The 18,071-nt window shown below is 41.7% G+C and carries 12 protein-coding genes; 6 read left to right on the forward strand and 6 right to left on the reverse strand.

What is annotated here, in order from left to right:
• Nucleotides 1–511: 511 nt before the first annotated feature.
• A complete protein-coding gene (locus KEM09_RS20150) occupies nt 512–2,437 on the reverse strand; it encodes a DUF349 domain-containing protein (RefSeq protein ID WP_212231318.1) in 1,926 nt (641 codons plus the stop codon).
• 80 nt (nt 2,438–2,517) lie between these two features.
• Between KEM09_RS20150 and trmD the strand changes: the two genes are divergently transcribed.
• Nucleotides 2,518–3,288 (forward strand): tRNA (guanosine(37)-N1)-methyltransferase TrmD, encoded by a 771-nt coding sequence (gene trmD, locus KEM09_RS20155; protein WP_280516781.1) that lies wholly within the window; start codon nt 2,518–2,520, stop codon nt 3,286–3,288.
• A gap of 367 nt (nt 3,289–3,655) precedes the next feature.
• Here the strand turns inward: trmD and KEM09_RS20160 are convergent, their stop codons facing one another.
• From KEM09_RS20160 to KEM09_RS20175, 4 genes are all read right to left on the reverse strand, one after another.
• Nucleotides 3,656–4,315 carry a hypothetical protein gene (locus KEM09_RS20160; protein WP_212231320.1) on the reverse strand — a complete coding sequence of 220 codons (660 nt, stop codon included), beginning with the start codon at nt 4,313–4,315 and terminating at the stop codon, nt 3,656–3,658.
• Between the two features lie 228 nt (nt 4,316–4,543).
• Complete coding sequence (locus KEM09_RS20165) at nt 4,544–4,960, reverse strand: hypothetical protein (RefSeq protein ID WP_212231322.1); 417 nt, start codon at nt 4,958–4,960, stop codon at nt 4,544–4,546.
• Nucleotides 4,961–5,080: 120 nt separating this feature from the next.
• The gene (locus KEM09_RS20170) at nt 5,081–6,037 is read right to left on the reverse strand and encodes a tetratricopeptide repeat protein (protein ID WP_212231323.1); all 957 of its coding nucleotides are present in this window, start codon (nt 6,035–6,037) and stop codon (nt 5,081–5,083) included.
• A gap of 346 nt (nt 6,038–6,383) precedes the next feature.
• Nucleotides 6,384–7,037, reverse strand: a complete 654-nt coding sequence (locus KEM09_RS20175) for a PQLLE family protein (RefSeq protein WP_212231326.1) — start codon at nt 7,035–7,037, stop codon at nt 6,384–6,386.
• A gap of 703 nt (nt 7,038–7,740) precedes the next feature.
• Here KEM09_RS20175 and KEM09_RS20180 point away from each other — a divergent pair.
• Both KEM09_RS20180 and KEM09_RS20185 read left to right on the forward strand, forming a co-directional pair.
• Complete coding sequence (locus KEM09_RS20180) at nt 7,741–8,295, forward strand: REP-associated tyrosine transposase (RefSeq protein WP_212231328.1); 555 nt, start codon at nt 7,741–7,743, stop codon at nt 8,293–8,295.
• Between the two features lie 307 nt (nt 8,296–8,602).
• On the forward strand, nt 8,603–9,610 hold the full coding sequence (locus tag KEM09_RS20185) for an outer membrane protein assembly factor BamB family protein (protein WP_212231330.1): 1,008 nt from the start codon (nt 8,603–8,605) through the stop codon (nt 9,608–9,610).
• Between the two features lie 395 nt (nt 9,611–10,005).
• Here the strand turns inward: KEM09_RS20185 and KEM09_RS20190 are convergent, their stop codons facing one another.
• Entirely contained in the window at nt 10,006–12,858 is a 2,853-nt protein-coding gene (locus KEM09_RS20190; RefSeq protein WP_212231332.1) for a PD-(D/E)XK nuclease family protein, read from the reverse strand.
• Between the two features lie 526 nt (nt 12,859–13,384).
• On the opposite strand from KEM09_RS20190, the gene KEM09_RS20195 reads away from it, so the two are divergent.
• The 3 genes from KEM09_RS20195 (at nt 13,385) to KEM09_RS20205 (ending at nt 17,993) form a co-directional block, all read left to right on the forward strand.
• Nucleotides 13,385–16,207, forward strand: a complete 2,823-nt coding sequence (locus KEM09_RS20195) for a 2-oxoglutarate dehydrogenase E1 component (RefSeq protein WP_212231334.1) — start codon at nt 13,385–13,387, stop codon at nt 16,205–16,207.
• Nucleotides 16,208–16,298: 91 nt separating this feature from the next.
• Nucleotides 16,299–17,564, forward strand: a complete 1,266-nt coding sequence (odhB, locus tag KEM09_RS20200) for a 2-oxoglutarate dehydrogenase complex dihydrolipoyllysine-residue succinyltransferase (RefSeq protein ID WP_244825125.1) — start codon at nt 16,299–16,301, stop codon at nt 17,562–17,564.
• Nucleotides 17,565–17,573: 9 nt separating this feature from the next.
• A complete protein-coding gene (locus KEM09_RS20205) occupies nt 17,574–17,993 on the forward strand; it encodes a GNAT family N-acetyltransferase (RefSeq protein ID WP_212231336.1) in 420 nt (139 codons plus the stop codon).
• Nucleotides 17,994–18,071 lie beyond the last annotated feature (78 nt).

An 18,071-nucleotide genomic window follows, 5' to 3' on the forward strand; every position in this document is an offset into this window, starting at 1 on the left:
ATCATTCTTAATAGAGTAATTGCCCAGTGGCGATAAATCGGAGAAAATGCTGTAAACCTTTATAAACTATTTCAACCACAGATTTTACTAACAAACACCAATAGTATCGCATCAACAGATGAAACTTACTTACCGTCAATGGTCAACCCAATTCAGGGTTGTTTGCTTTACGGTTCTTCATGCCCCGCGCTTCGCACGGGGTTATTATTGGTAATGTCCTTCAGACATTTGTTTATCCCACAGGGATGTAACTATAAATAACCATGGGAGTATCCCATGGCATATAAGTATTACGAATAGAGCCCCGAAGTGGGTTCAATCCGCAGCCATTGCAATCAATTAAGCACAGGATTCGCCATTAAACACCAATGGTATCGCATCAGCGAGGCCAACATTCAATAAATTACTAGTTTACGATATATCTCCAAAAGGGAGCGCAAAGGCGAATGCCCGTTGGAATAAAAAAGGCCGACATAATGCCGGCCTTTTAATATGGTTAATTTTGAAATACTTAATCCATGTCTTCGAGCATGTCCAGCTTTTTATTCAGCAGTTTGATGTTGCGTCGCCCTGTTTCAATTTTGTGCTGGAAGTCGCGCACCAAAGCATCTGACTTTTTAGACTTGGCAAAGAAACCAATGTTATTTTCCCACACGGTAATGTCATTTTCCAGCTGCTTCAGCTTGTTGATGATCTTATTACGCTCCTGGGTTAAACGGTCATCGGCATGTTCCGTTTTATAGTTCTCTATCTTATTTCTGAACTTCTCAACGTTTTTCTCAAATTCATTCAGGTTAAGATTATCGAAATACTTATTGATGTGGTTGCGGAACTCCTGATTCACCCTGTCCTTATCTTTGATAGGCACATGACCAATCTCATTCCAGCGATGCTGGTAGTCCTGCAGTTTCTGGAAATTATCTTCGGCATTATCACTTGGTTCAAAGACTTTCACTTCTTCAATAAGGGCTTCTTTTAGTTTCAGGTTTTCTTCCTGCGACTCATCCTTTTTGCTGAAGAATTTCTTTTTGTGATCGAAGAAGGCATCACAGGCAGTACGGAAGCGTTTCCAAATGGCATCGGATTGCTTACGTGGTACCGGACCAATTTCTTTCCATTTCTTCTGGATACGCACAAACTCATCGGTGGTGCGCTTCCAATCGGTGCTGTCCTTCATGCTTTCAGCCTGTATACACAGCTCTGTTTTAAGCTGAAGGTTCTCCGTTTGCTCCGATTTATATGATTTAAAGAACTGACGCTTATTATTGAAGAAACTATCGCAAGCTGTTCTGAAGCGCTCATATATGCGGTTGTTATCTTTTTTAGGTGCAAAACCAATGGTTTTCCAGATGGTCTGCAGCTCAATCAGCTCCTTGCTTTTGGCTTCCCAATCTTTAGGCGAATGCAGCTCAAGTGCCGATAAGGCCTCGGCTTTTTCGCAAAGCTCTGTTTTGGCGTCCAGGTTCTTCTGCAGCTGGTCTTTCAGTCCTTCGAAATATTCCTGGTGGCGCTTGTTAATTTTAGAGGTGGCTTCTTTAAAGCGTGCCCATATTTCCTCTTTTTCTTCGCGCGGCACAGGGCCTATCTCGCGCCACTGCTCATGGTATTTTTGCAGTGTTTTAAAGGCTTTAACAATGGTCGGTTCAAGCAGCAGCTTCTCCGCCTTTTCGCAAAGCTCAATTTTGGCTTCCCTGTTCTTTTTCAGGTCAAGGTCGCGCAGTTCTTTGTTTATTTTTATATAGCTGTAGAAGTTCTCGATGGTGTGGTTATAGGTCTCCCATAAATCATGAACGCGGTTTTGCGGAATAGTCCCGATGTTGCGCCACTTCTCCTGTAATTCCCTGAAATGCTGGAATGTTTCGTTCAACGACTCCTGGCCATTGATTAACTCTTTGATACCTTCAATAACATCGAGTTTGGCTTGCAGGTTGGTCGCTTTTTCCTCTTCAAGGCGCTTATTGAATTCAGCTTTACGTTCTTTGAACTCTTTCAGGTAAGCCTTCAGTTCCACTTCAAAGCTATCCACCGGGGCCTCAAAGTTCTCTTCCTGTTCACCCGATTCGATAAACTTACGCTTCAAATCTTCAACTTCGGCGGCATGCTTCTTATAGAAAGCCGATTTGATAGCTTCTACTTCTTCTTTAATCTTTTCAACCGGGAAATCCTTAAGGACAGATTTTAGTCGCTTTACTAACTCTTCTTTGGTCAGCATAATATGGTCAACCGGCTCCAGTTTGATAGCCTCTTCCTGAGGTGTTTCGGTAGCAGGTTCTTCTGTTGCAGGTTCTTCTGTTGCAGCTGCTTCAGGCGTGCTGCTGTCGGTTGGAGTAGGCACCTCATTTTCGGGTGTGTTGCTGGCAGGCGTATTTTCAGCTTGATTGTCTGAATTCAAACCTGCACCATCGTTGGTCGGTTTGTTTAGGTCTTGTGCTTCCATAAGCTTTTGAGTTCTTTAATCTAGACTAAGGTATGGTCCTTTAAGTCAATTTATTTTACGAATATATTGTAAATCGGGCAATGGGCAAATTATTTGCTGCAAAAAGAAAGCTAAAAGCCAATAGCTATCAGCTAAACGCTTTTAATTATCTTTGGCCAAAAATTGAAACAGCTATGCGCATAGATATATTGACACTTTTTCCGGAGATGTTTGAAGGGCCATTAACACAGTCGATTATGAAGCGGGCTGTTGATAAGGGGTTGGTGGAGATGCATTTTCATGATATCAGGGATTATACGCTTGATAAGCATAAAAAAGTGGATGACTATGCCTTTGGTGGTGGCGCCGGTATGGTGATGACCATTCAACCTATTGCCGACCTGATAGATAAGCTGAAAGCAGAACGCAATTATGATCAGGTTATTTATATGACACCCGACGGGCAACGGTTTGAGCAACGCATCGCCAACACTTTGTCGTTATGTGGTAATATCATGATTTTATGCGGCCATTATAAGGGTGTTGATCAACGCATCCGCGACCATTATGTGACCATGGAGCTATCCATTGGCGATTATGTATTAACCGGAGGTGAACTGGCGGCTGCCGTGGTGAGTGATGCCATTATTCGCCTGATACCCGGCGTGATGTCGGACGAAACATCAGCTTTAACCGACAGCTTTCAGGATGGGCTGTTATCGCCACCTGTGTATACACGCCCTGCCGATTACCATGGCTGGAAAGTACCTGATGTGCTGTTAAGTGGCAACCAGGCCATGATTGATGAATGGCGCGAACAGCAGGCCTATGAGCGTACTAAGCAGATTCGACCTGACTTGCTGGAGGACTGATTGAAAGAGCAACTGAGAGATACCCTCGCTACCGCACGAATCTCCGTTTCACGTAGCATCAAATAAACAAAACCGCTCGGCGTAGCGTCTCGCTACGTCGCTTTTAACAGGGCCTCTGGCCTAAAACTAATCGCTCCGCAATCGCATATTTGCAATCTGTGTGTTAGATGCAAACTTCGCTTACTGTGGAGCCGGAAGAGTAATATATATTCCTGCACCTGTAATTATGCTGTTGAAACGGCTGTTTTACCGAAGTGGAAGTTTTGGCATTAAGCGTAATAACCGTGAAGTAATAGTTAGGCCAGAGGCCTTGTGGAATAAAACGTAGCGAGACGCTACGCTTAGCGGGGGGTGTGCGTTTTTCTACTTATTCTTCAATTGCTAAAGACATTAAATCATAATAGAATTCAACAATCAATATTCTCATGAAGAATGGTTCATTGTATTTTATTTTCAATTTATAAATCGATTCTGCAACAGGTTTATAATAAATGTTCCCCATTGCCTTTTTACTTTCAACATAATCAATAATTACTCTATCCTTAGGGGCATATTTTTCAAGTCCATATAGGAAAAGTCCATATGTATTAGATTCCAAATAATTACTTAAATCAATTGTGTCTGTATTAGTTTCTCCATTTCTAATAATGGGCATAACTACTTCTTCAATCGTGACTTCTCCGTAAATTGGAGAAGTATATTTTTCGTCAGGATATAACCATATTTCTTTTCGTAAACCACTCGACTCCCAATTATTAACAACTTTGGCGCATTGTTCTTTATTAAATATGAAGTCGGCTTTAATATTTTCAGAGTGTATTATGGTCTTCAAAAATTCACTAATTCTTTCATTTTCATCGTCGATATTAGGATAGTTTAATACTAAGAATTCTTGAAATGAACTTACTGCACTATTAAATGATTCTGCTTTTTCATATCCCATAAGTTTGTCAAAAGCTTCTATGTCATTTTGCCTCTGACAATTCACACAAGCGATAATAGAAAGGATTACAAGAAGATTTTTCATGATTTAATTTGATTTTTACTGCCTCACTACCGCACGAATCCTTGCGTGTGGTAAAGTAAGGTAATTATCAGTTTAATAATTCGCAAAGAGTTTGCTTTTAGGTTTTGTGGTAGCTAAGTGTTTTATAAAGTAATTGATTCAAACCACGCGAAAGGATTCGCGCGGCAGCTGTGGGCGGCAGCTTTAGCTGAATAATTAGCACTAATAAGAGTAATATTGTACATATACTTAATTCCTTTTTGTAAAAGACAACTTAAATGCATTAAAATTTTTATCTGGATAAAAATAAACAGCTACTTGTCTTCTTGGATTTACATATATACAACCTCTTTTGTAAGAACGAGTACCTTGTGGGGCAGACCATTCATCACCATTTCTTCTCCATCCCAAATCTTGCATTAGCATAGCATAGTAATATTCTCCATCATTATCGACTAAATCATCATAAAATACAAAGAAATCAGTACCATCTGAAAGCTTTCCTTCAAAAAACGTAGAACCATCTTTTACTATTTTAGAAGGTGGCAATTCATATTCTCCCCACTTGTTTGAACTTACTGTTGTATAAACTCCACAACCATTAAACAGAATGGTCACGAGTAAAATAAATAAAACTTTGACTGTACTTATCTTTTTTTGTTTCATCTTAATGTTTTTATTTTTGAATGGACGTGCTGCTTAAACTTGCCTCTTACGGTCTTTGCATGGTTCTGTTGGCATCCTGCAAGGTGACAATGCACTATTGCATATTGTTGGTGGCAGTAATTATTCATTAAGTATCTTGTTTATTTTTTGTATTTCTTTTGATTGTTTAATAATTAACCCCTTGGACTCAGCCTGTTTAAGCGCCTTACGGGCTTCATTGTGCATGTCTTTGTAATAATATACTAAAGCTAAATTTGCATAACTAGTTGGTCCAACTGAATCGATTTCAATAGCTTTTAGATAATCTGAAATCGCTTTGTCATAATCGTTGAGTTTATAATAATACAAGCCTCTGTTGTTATAAAATCCAGCATATGTTGAATCAATCATTATTGCAGTGTCTAAGAGTGCAACTCCAGTTTCAAGCTCGTTAATTCTCACATAGGTTTCTGCTAAATCAAATAATATGGTAGGATTGTAAGGTTCTAAATTTCGAGCTTTCTGATAAAATATTATCGCTTGAAAATAGTCTTTATGTTCTCTGGCATTTGAAGCGTTATTATACAATTCTTTTGCTGTTTGGAGTTGAAATTGATATGATAGTGTGACATTAATATTATCTACATCTCCTAATCTATTATACCAAGATTGGGGAAATAATTGTCTAGGTGATTTATGAAAATCAAGTCCGAACAGAGGAATTGTTAATACTAGATATAATAAAGAGATACTTACTAACTTAGGGTCTTTATGTTTCTGAGTTGCTAAATACAATAATGTCGCAACAATAAAAAGAGGCACAATTATAAGAGATGGATAGTCACCAAAGATGTAATAAAGATATCTGGTAAATAGAGAAACAGACATTAAAACAATCAATACGTACATTACAATTTCAATACTAGTGCGATTTCTCTTTCTTGCTGTGATTAATTCAATAATAAACACGATTAAGAATCCTAGAAAACCAAGAACTAGCGATAAAGCTCCGAAATTCAATCCAGACACTCTAAGCAGTATACCAGTTGGAATTAATATGGATGAGATTAAAAAGACTAAGTTTCTTTTGGATTTCATTTGAATGGTTTACGTTTTATTGCCACCAACCCTTTCAAAAGCGCATGGCTTTATTTCTTTACGCATGCTAAAGGTGCACAATACATACTACATAGGCAAGTATTGTGCACTTTTATATGTTAACCATGTAGTGTGTTATCCAGTGGATTCGTCGAACACAACAAGTAGCTTGTATCTACCATAGCCGGAAAAAAATACACAGCCTTGCAATATGGCTACTGCAAGGCTTTTCGTATTCATGAAAAACCTGTCAGGATTTTGAATCCTGACAGGTTTAGCAAAGTCATTTGTTTTCTTTCATGTCTGTTGTTTTACAGGATCATGAAAGGGCTTTTCAGCGCAAGTGCTACTTCATAACAATACCTAGCTTCTCCAATAGCTGCGGTTCGTCGCTTAGGGCTATTTTAGCAATTGATTCGTAGTCGTTAATCCATTCGTTAAGCACATCCAGCTTGGCATCGCGTATCTTGGTGGCATTTTGGGCATCGCCTTTTTCGCGCATAATCACTTCGGCAAACGCTTCCACATTTTTCACCAGCTGACTACCTTCCTGCAGCTGTTCTTCGCCAATGTTGAAAGTAGCCATTGCAGCCAACCAGCTGCTATTGGCCAGCAGGTTACTATAGAAATTGCGTGCACGGCTCATCCACCCGCTTAAGGTGCGTGGCTTAGCTTTTGACAATTGCAAGGTCGTATTGGCCGCCTTGTCGTCTTTAAGGGCAATGCGGGCAATGGCCACATGCGTGTCATAAATTTTTTCAGCCTTTTCCTTTTCATTGTTGCGCTGCTCAAAGGCGGCTGTTACTTCACCATATTCTTTGTCGTAGTTCTCACACGCCTGCTCGGCATCCGTTAAAGCATCTTTGCCGGTTCCAAGTCGCTCGGGTGTATAGCCAAGCACGGCTACTTTCGATTGAATGGCCTCATCAGACAAGGAGTTGTTGATGCGTAACTTACATTGAAACAAGAATTCGGCGATGGTCATTAATTGTTTGTTCATAATTTGGTTGATTAAAATGATTAAGTATAAAAATTGAAAATAAAATGTATTGACATCTAAATGATTAAGGGCTGGTGGTGCATCATGTACCTATGGTGTTACATAAACTGGGTGTGTAGCTGCATAAGGTGCATCTGTTGTTGTACAGACTGGTAATGCAGGCTCATATTCTGTAGTTGAAGGCTCATAAAATGCGCTTGTAAGGTTTACATATGGGTTTTATGTATTTACATCTGCCTTTTACGCGCTTACAGTAATGATATGTGAGCTGACATTAGCAAAAGATGGAGCTACAAGAGTTGATTTTTTAATATGACATAAAATAAGTCGATTGATAGGCTTAATGAGTGAGTGTATGCGGTATATTGTTTGTTTGAAGCCTGGGATGTTGTCGTGATAGAGCTTGTAATGAGCAGTCAGTCTGGTGTTATGAGCTGCGTATCTGCAGTAATTGGGGCTAAGGTATAAAAGCATTTGTTTAAGGATTATTTGATTTAGGTTTGTTAATATAAATGTAAAATGTTAAATATGCAAATGTTATTGACGACCAGGTATAGCCACTTAATGATGCAGTTGGCAACGAAATTGCCAACTGGCTGGGTATTGGCCCCCGGCTACCGCACGAGTCCTCTCGTGTGGTAAATAAAGCTAAGTAGGTAAAAGTTAAGCTAAGTCATTTTAAATCAATAATAATAAACCAAAAATGAGCCACAACTATAAGTTCCATAATCCATCAGGTGTATGTTTTGTAAGCTTTGCTGTAGTAGAGTGGCTCGATGTATTTACCAGAAACGAGTATAAAGATATTTTGCTTGAAAACTTATCCTATTGCCAAAAGCAAAAAGGCATGGAGGTATATGCATGGTGCATCATGAGCAACCATATGCATCTTATATTTAAATGTACAAATGGTATGAAACCAGAAGTTTTATTGGGCGATTTTAAGCGGTTTACAAGTAGAGTATTAGTAAAGGCCATACAAGATAATCTGCAAGAAAGCAGAAAAGAATGGTTGTTGGCTCAGTTTAAAAAGGCAGGAGAAAAATCATCAAATGTAAAGCATTATCAGTTTTGGCGTCACGATAATAAGCCAATAGAGCTTTGGAGTAATAAAGTAATAGACGAAAAAATAAATTACATCCATAATAATCCGGTAGAAGAAGGCTTGGTATTTAATCCTGAAGATTATGTATACAGTAGTGCGAGAGATTATAGCGGAGAACAAGGAATGTTGGAAGGAGTGGTGGTAATAAGGTAAAACCACACGAGAGGACTCGTGCGGCAGCGGGGGTTTTGTGGTAGCTAAGTGGCTTACAAAGTAATTTATTCAAACCACGCGAAAGGATTCGCGCGGCAGCTTTGAGCTACGGCAAGGCTTTTCGTATTCATGAAAAACCTGTCAGGATTTCGAATCCTGACAGGTTTAGCTAATATTGAAAGTCGCCTATAGCCAGCGCAAATTTGTAATCTGTGCTATAACAGGTAGAGGCACGGATTGCAAATCCGCGCCAGCGAGGGGAGCAAATAGAAAAACAGTTTGATACTATCTTTAATTTATAAGCAGGATGAAACAAGTTAATATTATTTCAGGGGTAAAAACATTTTGGGCATTAAAGGATGGTATTATTTATCACGATGATAATTCTTTAATGTCATCAGAACCCTTGATAAAAAAGGTATATAATAAAAATGCTAGTAATTACTACAGAGAAGAGGGGAAACTAATTGAGATTTACAATGGTAATAGAAATGTATATAATCATAAACTAGAAAAAGAAACACAGGTTAAGGTTGCTGATTCAGAAATCGTAAGTAGAGTTAATGATGAGTACTTTATTTATACCAAACGTATTAAGCGAAAGTTCTTTGAAAATGGAGTTGTTGATTTGGAGGGAAAAGTAATATGGAGTAAACAAGAAGCTGTAAGAAGCAAAGGTTGGAGTGATAGACTAATGACCTACTGTAAATACTTAGATGATGAAGAAATATTTAAGCGAGATATTTTAACAGGCGAAACACTTTGGACATTTAATGCCTCGAAAATAGGTAAATTCACCGACTACGAAGGTGAACATACCGGGGAAATAAGAGGGAAAATACAATTGTGGAATAATTACCTTATTGTACCCTTAACAGGTCACAAATTAGTAAGCCTTGATTACAGTACAGGTGAATTGGTGTGGGAAGCAATAGTGCCATTTAGCAAATACGAAATTTATAATGATAAAATAGTTTGCTTATACGAAAGTGCATTCCAGGAAATTGACCTACATACCGGAAAAACCTTGCGAGACATTAATCTTAACGATTACCTAAAAATAGGGAAAGGGATTGATCGTATTTCTCGTTATAAGGTTGAAAAAGACCGTATTTACTTTACTGATTACCGTAAGTTTAAAATAGGTATACTTGACTATTATAGCCTAGAGTTAATAGATATAATAACCATTGACTACCAAAAAGATGCCTGGCAAATAGGAGATTTAGAGGTATTGGATGGTAATATTTATGTGTTAGAGTATTTAGACGATTTTTCAAAGAACCTTCATATTTATAAGGACGATACTTTATAGTTGAAAAAAAACTGCTCGGCGTAGCGTCTCGCTAGGTCCCCGCTACCGCACGAGTCCTCTCGTGTGGTATAGTGAGTTGCCCTATTTTCTGCGGTAATTTTTAATACTAGGCCATAATTATCAGTTTAATAATTCGCAAAGAGTTTGCCTTTAGGTTTTGCGGTAGCTAAGTGGCTTACAAAGTAATTTATTCAAACCACGCGAAAGGATTCGCGCGGCAGCTTTGATAGTTCAGGGTTTCTTAGTTTATGAGTTGAGAAGTATAAGAGTTGAATGATTTTGGGTTTTTGTCATAAATCTTGCCTCTTTTATCTTATCTCTTTAATTAGCCCCCCGGCCAGCGCAGATTTGCAATCTGTGCTATAAAAAACTAACAACTTCCGTGAGCCAGCCACCTAGCGGTTACACAGCGTTTTATAAGGACAAAAGCGGCACTTAGTAATATCTTCCACTGGTTGAAAGGGAATATCCGGGTTGTAAAGCTCGGCCAGCAAATTGTCAAGCCCGGCTTTAAACTCACTTTGCACGCTTTGCAGCAGGATGGGATTTTTACTTCGGCCATCCTTCAGAAATAGCTGGGTGTCGTAGCTTTTCTTAAACACATCGCGCACCCAGATGACGCCTGGCTGAATGGGTGTTGGCTCATTCGCTGTTTCGTCCAGGATGAGCGAATACAGCAGGGTCTGGAAGGTTGCTTTAATCTTTTTATGCTTATCGGTATTAAACAGGTCCTCAATGGAGCCGGCCGTGGCATCGCCTGTCCCGGTTTTATAGTCCATCACCCTCAGCAGGCCATCTTTGCTTTCCAGGCGGTCGATATAGCCACCAATGTTCAGTTGCAGCCCGTTGCAGGCGTAGGTGTGCTCCACCTTGCGCTCCAGCTCCACAATGGTAAAGGGAGCCCGGGCTTTTTCAAGCTTCAGAAACTGCAGCAGGTAACGGCGAATCACCTCAAACACCATCACGTTTTTGCCATGTATCTCGGTAAAGGCGTTTTTGCCTTTCTCGTAGTCGCTCAGGTGCTTATTAAAGCCATCGCGTATCAGTTCGTCAATGCGTTTCTTGTTCTTTATCCAGCCTTCTATGGTTGATGCCTCTATTTCCTGACCTTCAAATGGTTTGTACAGGTGTTCCACCACATCGTGAAAGATGAGTCCAAAGATACGGGCGTCGGCCTCTTCGGTGATCTCCTCCGGTTCGCTGATGTTGGCTATCTTCTGGTAGTAGAAGCGCATGGGGCACTCGATGTAAACCGACAGGGCACTGGGCGACAGGAAGCGCTGATGACCAGTTTTGTATTTGTCCAGTTCGCCCAATATGGCCGCTGTTTTGCGAGCAATTGGTTGAGGGGCTGCCAGTAGCGACACATTCTCAGAAGTGGTGTGCGTGTTAATGTGGGCGTTAAATTCGTATTTCAACTGGTAGAGGTAACGGCTCATCTCGTTCGATTTCATGCCCTGTGCACCGGTCGAGTAGAGCAGTTCTACCTTTTTGGCCCGGTGAATGAGGCGGAAGAAATAGTAGGAGAAGATGGCATCCTGAAACTCGATGGTGGGCAGTTCGAAACCGGCACGCAGCGTGGCCGGGATAAAGGTATTGGGCGCTGAGGTACGCGGAAACACCCCTTCATTCAGGTCAAGGATAATCAGCTTATCAAAATCCAGTGCGCGTGTTTCCAATATACCCATCACCTGCAGACCGGCTAATGGCTCACCTTTAAAGGGCACCGTCTGAAAATCGGCCAGTTTCTTAAACAGCTTAATCCAGGTTTCGGGTTGCAGGTCGTCCTGTTGGTTCTGTTCCAGTAAATCCTGGAGGCGCACAATGCTTTTGTGCAGGGCATACACAAATTCCTGCTCCAGCAGCTTGTCTTCCTTCGGCTGCAGTAACTCGTATATTTTAGTGAGTATGTTTATCAGGTAATCAGCCAGTTCAGAACCGTTATTCACTCTACTGAACAGGAGCTTAAACAGCGCATTGCTATGCAGTTCAGTCGCCCTGACAAAGATGATGTTTTCTTTCACCAGCTTTTTGTGCATCGAACGGCAATCATCTTCGGCCAGCAAAGAGATGTACTGGTGCTGCAGGATGGGTAAAACATGGCGGTGGTATAGCCAGGTGCCTTCTTTGCTGGTGCGGGCATTGCGTTGCAGGTCAAACAGCAGGTTCACCAGTCCGAATACCGGCGTGTTGTTCAAGGGATAACCCATGGTTACGTTCACCCGATCCACATTATTGGGGATGCCATGCAGGGTGGGCATCAGCATGGTTTCGTCGGCCAGCACAACCGCCGTTTTCAGGTCACTTTCATATTCTTTAGTCAGAAACGAATGGACCGATTTCAGCTGTTCGGTGGGATTGGCTACTGCTGTGATGGTTACTTCCGGGCCTTGCTCGTTAAGTGGTAACACAAAGTCTTTTGGGGCGGGGTAACGCAAGCGGTTTTCATTGAGGAATAAACCGGGTCCACGCGACTGAAACACATCATCGGCAGCTGTTTCCATCCAGGGCGAATAATCCCAGAAGAAATCGGCCAGATGTCGTTTGCGCAGATGATCCATCAGTTTGCGTTCGGCAGGGGTGAGGGCATTAAGACCAACAAACACCACCTTCTTCCATTTAATATCTATGAGCTTATCCTTGATGATTTTATCGGCCACCTCGCGGTATATCATACCTTCATACGCCAGTGAGTCGGTTTGCAGCTGCCGAACAAAGGCCTTATATATATGCGGGATGTGCTCCCAGTTTTCAAGGAAATGACTTTGGTGCGATGATAATTGCTCGGCTTTAAAAGCGCCCCAAAAGGTTTTGATGGCTTCCAGTTGTTTCTCGTTCAGGTGGCTGTAATCATCATCCAGCTCTTTAAAAGCAATCAGGTTGGAGAATAGCTGGTCCACTTCCACCAGGTACTTGTCGATGTCATCAAAATCGCCCAGAAAAAGCTCGCCCCAGGCTAAAAACTCATCAAAACTGATGGCTTTTTTCGTTACCTCATTATAAACCTGATGAAGGGTGAACAGCAGGGTAATATTATCGGCAGGAATAGCCTTTGACAAGGATGCAAAAAAATCATTGACGGTCAGTATTTCGGGCGCCCATGCAGGGCCATCCACCAACTGCCTCAGATGATTGGTAAAAAAGATACCAGCCCGCTGGCTGGGGAACACGAAGCAGTAATCGGCTAACTCTTCTTTTGAATTCTGATAATAATAGGTGGCTATTGAATTAAGAAATCCGGAAGTCATAAGGTCAAATTTTGAATAGCAAATGTACTATGTTTTTATTATACCGATTACCATGGCAATTGCATTTAAAGATTTTATTCCCATTGTGCCAGCGCAAGTCGCTGAGGCTCCCGTTTTGACACGGGACAAGTCTTTACTTTCTTCCTTCAGTTGAAGAAAGTAAACAAAGAAAACTGCCGACGGGTTTCTCGCTTACCCATCAAGGCTTTGTTGATGAGAAATAAAGAACTCGCTACGCTCAAACAGCTTTATTTCTTTGCATCAACTTCAACCGATGGAGCCCAAGCTGCGAAACCTAAGTCGGAAACAAACGACTAAAAACCTGAAACGTTTTTAAATGCAATTGCCGTGCTTTTGCATTACAAGCAGGCTGTATAAAGTTTTAAAGTTAATGACCAAATTATAATAAGAGATAAAAAGGTGTTTTATAATAGGTTTTAAAGGCTAAAAAACTTTTAACTTTAAAGTCAATTATTTGTTAAAAGAGGAAAGAAATACAAAATGTTTTTCTCACGAAAATAGTTTTATGGATAAATTCTCATTCTTGGGTAACAGTGAAATAGGCTCAATCGACGAGCTTTATCAGCAATATAAACAAGACCCCGATTCGGTCGAAGAATCGTATCAGCAATTCTTTCAAGGCTTTGATTTTGCGTTGCAAAACTACCAGCAACCCACAAGTTCAGGCCTGGTGGATAAAGAGTTTCATGTATTGAACCTGATACATGGCTACCGGCAGCGCGGGCATTTGTTTACCAAAACCAACCCGGTACGTACACGACGTAAATACTATCCAACACTTGATGTAGAGAACTTTCAACTCTCTGAAAAAGATATGGATACCGTTTTTCAGGCCGGTAATGAAATAGGCATTGGCGCCGCTCCATTAAAAGATATCATCAGCCACCTGCAACAAACCTACTGTCAGTCGGTGGCGGTGGAATACCTTTATATACGTCATCCGGAAATATTAGGCTGGATGAAAAGCCGCATGGAAAACGTTCGCAACACGCCTTCTTTTTCTCACGAAAAAAAGCGTCTTATTTTTAATCACTTGAATACAGCTGTTGGCTTTGAGAGCTTTATTCATAAGAAGTTTGTGGGTCAGAAACGTTTCTCACTTGAAGGTTCGGAGGCGTTGATTCCTGGTTTGCATGCCTTGATTAATAAAGGGGCCGAGCTGGGAGCCGAAGAGGTGGTGATTGGCATGGCGCACCGTGGCCGTTTAAATGTGCTCACCAATATTCTTCAAAAGCCTTTTAAGAACGTTTTCAAAGAGTTTGTGGGAGATGAGTACGAAGAGGGTATATCGCTGGGTGATGTGAAGTATCACCTGGGGTATTGCAGTGATATTGAAACACCCGATGGCAAAAAGGTAAGGGTTAATCTCACGCCGAACCCATCTCACCTCGAAACTGTTGCGCCCATTATTGAAGGAATTTCCCGTTCGAAAATTGACCATAAATACGATAAGGATTACGATAAAGTGGTGCCTATTGTCATCCATGGCGATGCGGCCATTGCCGGACAAGGCGTAGCTTATGAAGTGGTTCAGATGGCCCAACTCAGAGGATATAAAACTGGTGGAACCATTCATATTGTCATCAATAACCAGGTTGGTTTTACCACCAATTACCTCGAAGGGCGTTCATCCACCTATTGTACCGATGTGGGTAAAGTAACCCGCTCACCGGTTTTCCATGTGAATGGCGATGATGTGGAAGCTTTGGTTTACACCATTGAGCTGGCTATGGAGTATCGTCAGCGCTTTAACTCTGATGTATTTATCGACCTGTTGTCATACCGTAAATATGGGCATAACGAGGGTGATGAGCCACGCTTTACACAGCCTATTCTTTACAAAGAGATAGCCCGCCATAAAAATCCGAGGGATATCTATAAGCTGAAACTGGAAGAAGAGCAAGTCGTATCTAAAGAAGATGCCAAAAAGGAAGAAGCCAACTTCAACCAGTTGCTGGAAGAAGAGCTGGCAGCATCGAAGGAAATTGATAAAGTGGTTATTCAGCGTTTCCTGCATGATGACTGGACTGATTACCGCTATTCAGAGGATGAGGATTTTGTGAAATCCCCGGATACCTCGGTGAAGCGCGAGCAGCTCATAAACCTTTTGGAACGTATCAATCACCTGCCGGAGGACATGCATTTCTTTAAGAAGCTGCATAAGATTGTGAACGACCGCAAAACCATGGTGGATGAAGATCGCCTGGATTGGGCTTTGGGTGAACAGCTGGCCTATGCTTCGTTGGTAACCGAGGGGCATCCGGTGCGTTTAAGCGGACAGGATGCCGAGCGCGGTACTTTTGCTCACCGTCATGCGGCATTAACCATTGAAGATACAGATAAGCGCTATCGTCCGTTGCAGCATATATCGCCCGATCAGGCACCATTTAGAGTATATAACTCTTTGTTGTCGGAATACGGGGTGATGGGCTTTGAGTATGGCTATTCATTGGCCAAGCCAGAAGGACTGACGATTTGGGAAGCGCAGTTTGGTGATTTTTATAACGTGGCGCAGGTGATTATTGACCAGTACATTTCATCGGCCGAAGAAAAATGGGGCTTGATGAATGGTTTGGTATTGCTGCTGCCACATGGCTTTGAAGGGCAGGGACCGGAGCATTCAAGTGCCCGTGTTGAACGCTTCCTGTCGTTGGCGGCCCGCAATAACATGCAGGTGGTGAATTGTACCACGCCCGCTAACTTTTTCCATGTGTTGCGTCGTCAGCTGAAACGCGAATTTCGTGTTCCACTGGTAGTATTCACACCAAAGAGCTTATTACGTCATTCGAAGTGTGTGTCGTCATTAGCTGAGTTTGAACAAGGCGGATTCAAAGAAGTTATTGATGATACTAACGTGGATGTGGCAGACGTAAAGCGCGTTGTATTTTGTACAGGTAAAATTTACTACGATTTGCTGGCTCGCAAAGAGGAGTTAAATGCCCGTGATGTGGCATTGGTGCGTCTGGAACAGATGCATCCGTTCCCGCAGGAGCAGGTAGATGCTATCCTGAAAAAGTACAATAATGCCTTGTTGCATCTTTGGGTACAAGAAGAGCCGGAGAACATGGGAGCATGGAATTACATTCGCAGTAAGATGCCAGAAACGGGTATTATACCAGTGGCGCGTATTGCCAGTGGTAGTCCGGCTACCGGACTGAATGGTTTACACTTGATTGGTCAGAATGAGATCATCAATAAGGTATTTAAAGGCTGCCATTGTGAACGACAACTTAAGTACTGTGGATTACAATGTGTGGAAGGTAAATCCAGAACCGAGATACTTAAGCAGCACAAGTATTTTGAAGAAAAACCAAGATTTTCGATATAATAAGCAGACAGTAGTATCATGTCAGTGGTCAGTAGTAGTTTATTAGACATCGGTCTTTGTGCTTCGGACTTCGGACTAAAATTTGAGAAACATGATAATTGAAATAAAAGTGCCTACCCCGGGCGAATCCATTACTGAAGTTGAACTGGCCAGTTGGTTGGTTAGCGATGGCGATATAGTTGAGAAAGATCAGGAAATTGCCGAGATAGAATCGGATAAAGCAACATTGTCGTTGTTGGCTACTGAAGCCGGGAAAATAAAGATTGAAGTGGAAGCCGGTGAATCCATTGCCGTTGGTGCGGTTGCTTGTACGGTTGATACAGAGTTTGCAGGTGAGGCTAAATCAGCACCAAAGGCAGAGGCTGCAGATGCTCCTAAAGAGGAAGTTAAAGAGGTTGCTAAGGAAGCCCCTAAGCAAGAAACTGCTTCAACGAATTATCCAAATGCCAAAGCATCGCCTTTGGCTAAAAAGCAGATGGAAGCGGCCGGTCTGGATATCGATCAGGTGATAAACGGATTAAAGCGATTATCGACCAAAGAAGTGGAGTTGGTGAAGAATATGCCGCAGGAACAAGCTGTCACTTCATCCTCATCAGCCCATTCTTCGTTCATTGATGCCAATGCCAGTCGGGATGCTGAGCGCCAAAAAATGTCGATGCTGCGTAAAAAGCTAAGTCAGCGTTTGGTGGCGGTTAAAAATGAAACGGCCATGCTCACTACCTTCAACGAAGTGGATATGTCGGCGGTGATGAACTTGCGTAAGAAATATCAATCCAAATTCATCGATAAGCATGGGGTGAAACTGGGTTTTATGTCTTTCTTCATCAAGGCGGCATCATTGGCTCTGAAACATCACCCCATGGTGAATGCCATGATTGATGGCGACGAGATTGTGATGCCTGAATATCATGATGTATCGGTAGCTGTTCAAACGCCAAAAGGCTTAATGGTGCCTGTGATTCGTAATGTGGAGACTTTGAGTTTGGATGGCATTGAATCGGCATTGAAAGAATTGGCTGAGAAGGCGCGAAAAGGAAAAATCGGCTTGGAAGAGATGACGGGTGGTACGTTTACGGTGACCAATGGTGGTGTATTTGGTTCGATGCTGAGTACCCCTATTATCAATCCGCCGCAGTCGGCCATTATGGGTATGCACAACATTGTGGAGCGTCCGGTGGCGGTGAATGGTCAAGTGGAGATTCGCCCGATTATGTATTTAGCTTTGTCTTACGATCATCGCATCATTGATGGAAAGGATTCAGTTGGCTTCTTAGTTAAGGTGAAGGAAATGCTGGAGAACCCGGCAAAACTATTATCTGGCGGTTTTGATCCTGAACAGGCTGTTTTAGGATTGTAAACTTCTTCAATGAATATGAATCATCGTATTGTCGAAATTTCAGCTGATGAAACCATAGCCATCAGGCATCAGGTTATGTGGCCTGATAAACCAGTTGATTATGTGAGGTTGCCTAATGATGAAGAGGGAAAGCATTATGGCTTATTTATTGATGGCGAAATGGTTTCGGTGATTTCACTATTTATTACAGATAAGCAAGCCCAGTTTAGAAAGTTTGCCACTCTTCAAAGGTTACAGGGCAAAGGCTATGGAACACTGCTATTGGAAGAAGTGATACATGTGGCCAGAAGTCTGAATCTGGATAAAATATGGTGTAATGCCCGAATGGATAAAGCTGGTTACTACGCCAAATTCGGGATGAAGTTGACTGACCAAACTTTTTTGAAGGGTGGGATAGAGTATGTTATCATGGAGAAAGCACTAATCTAAAGGATATTAACGAGGGTGTCCGAAAATCAAAAAATCATAATAATAAACTTATAATTCGTAAGAAAATACCTCTCCTCA

Source organism: Carboxylicivirga mesophila (genome assembly GCF_018271975.1).
Taxonomy (GTDB): Bacteria; Bacteroidota; Bacteroidia; order Bacteroidales; family Marinilabiliaceae; genus Carboxylicivirga; species Carboxylicivirga mesophila.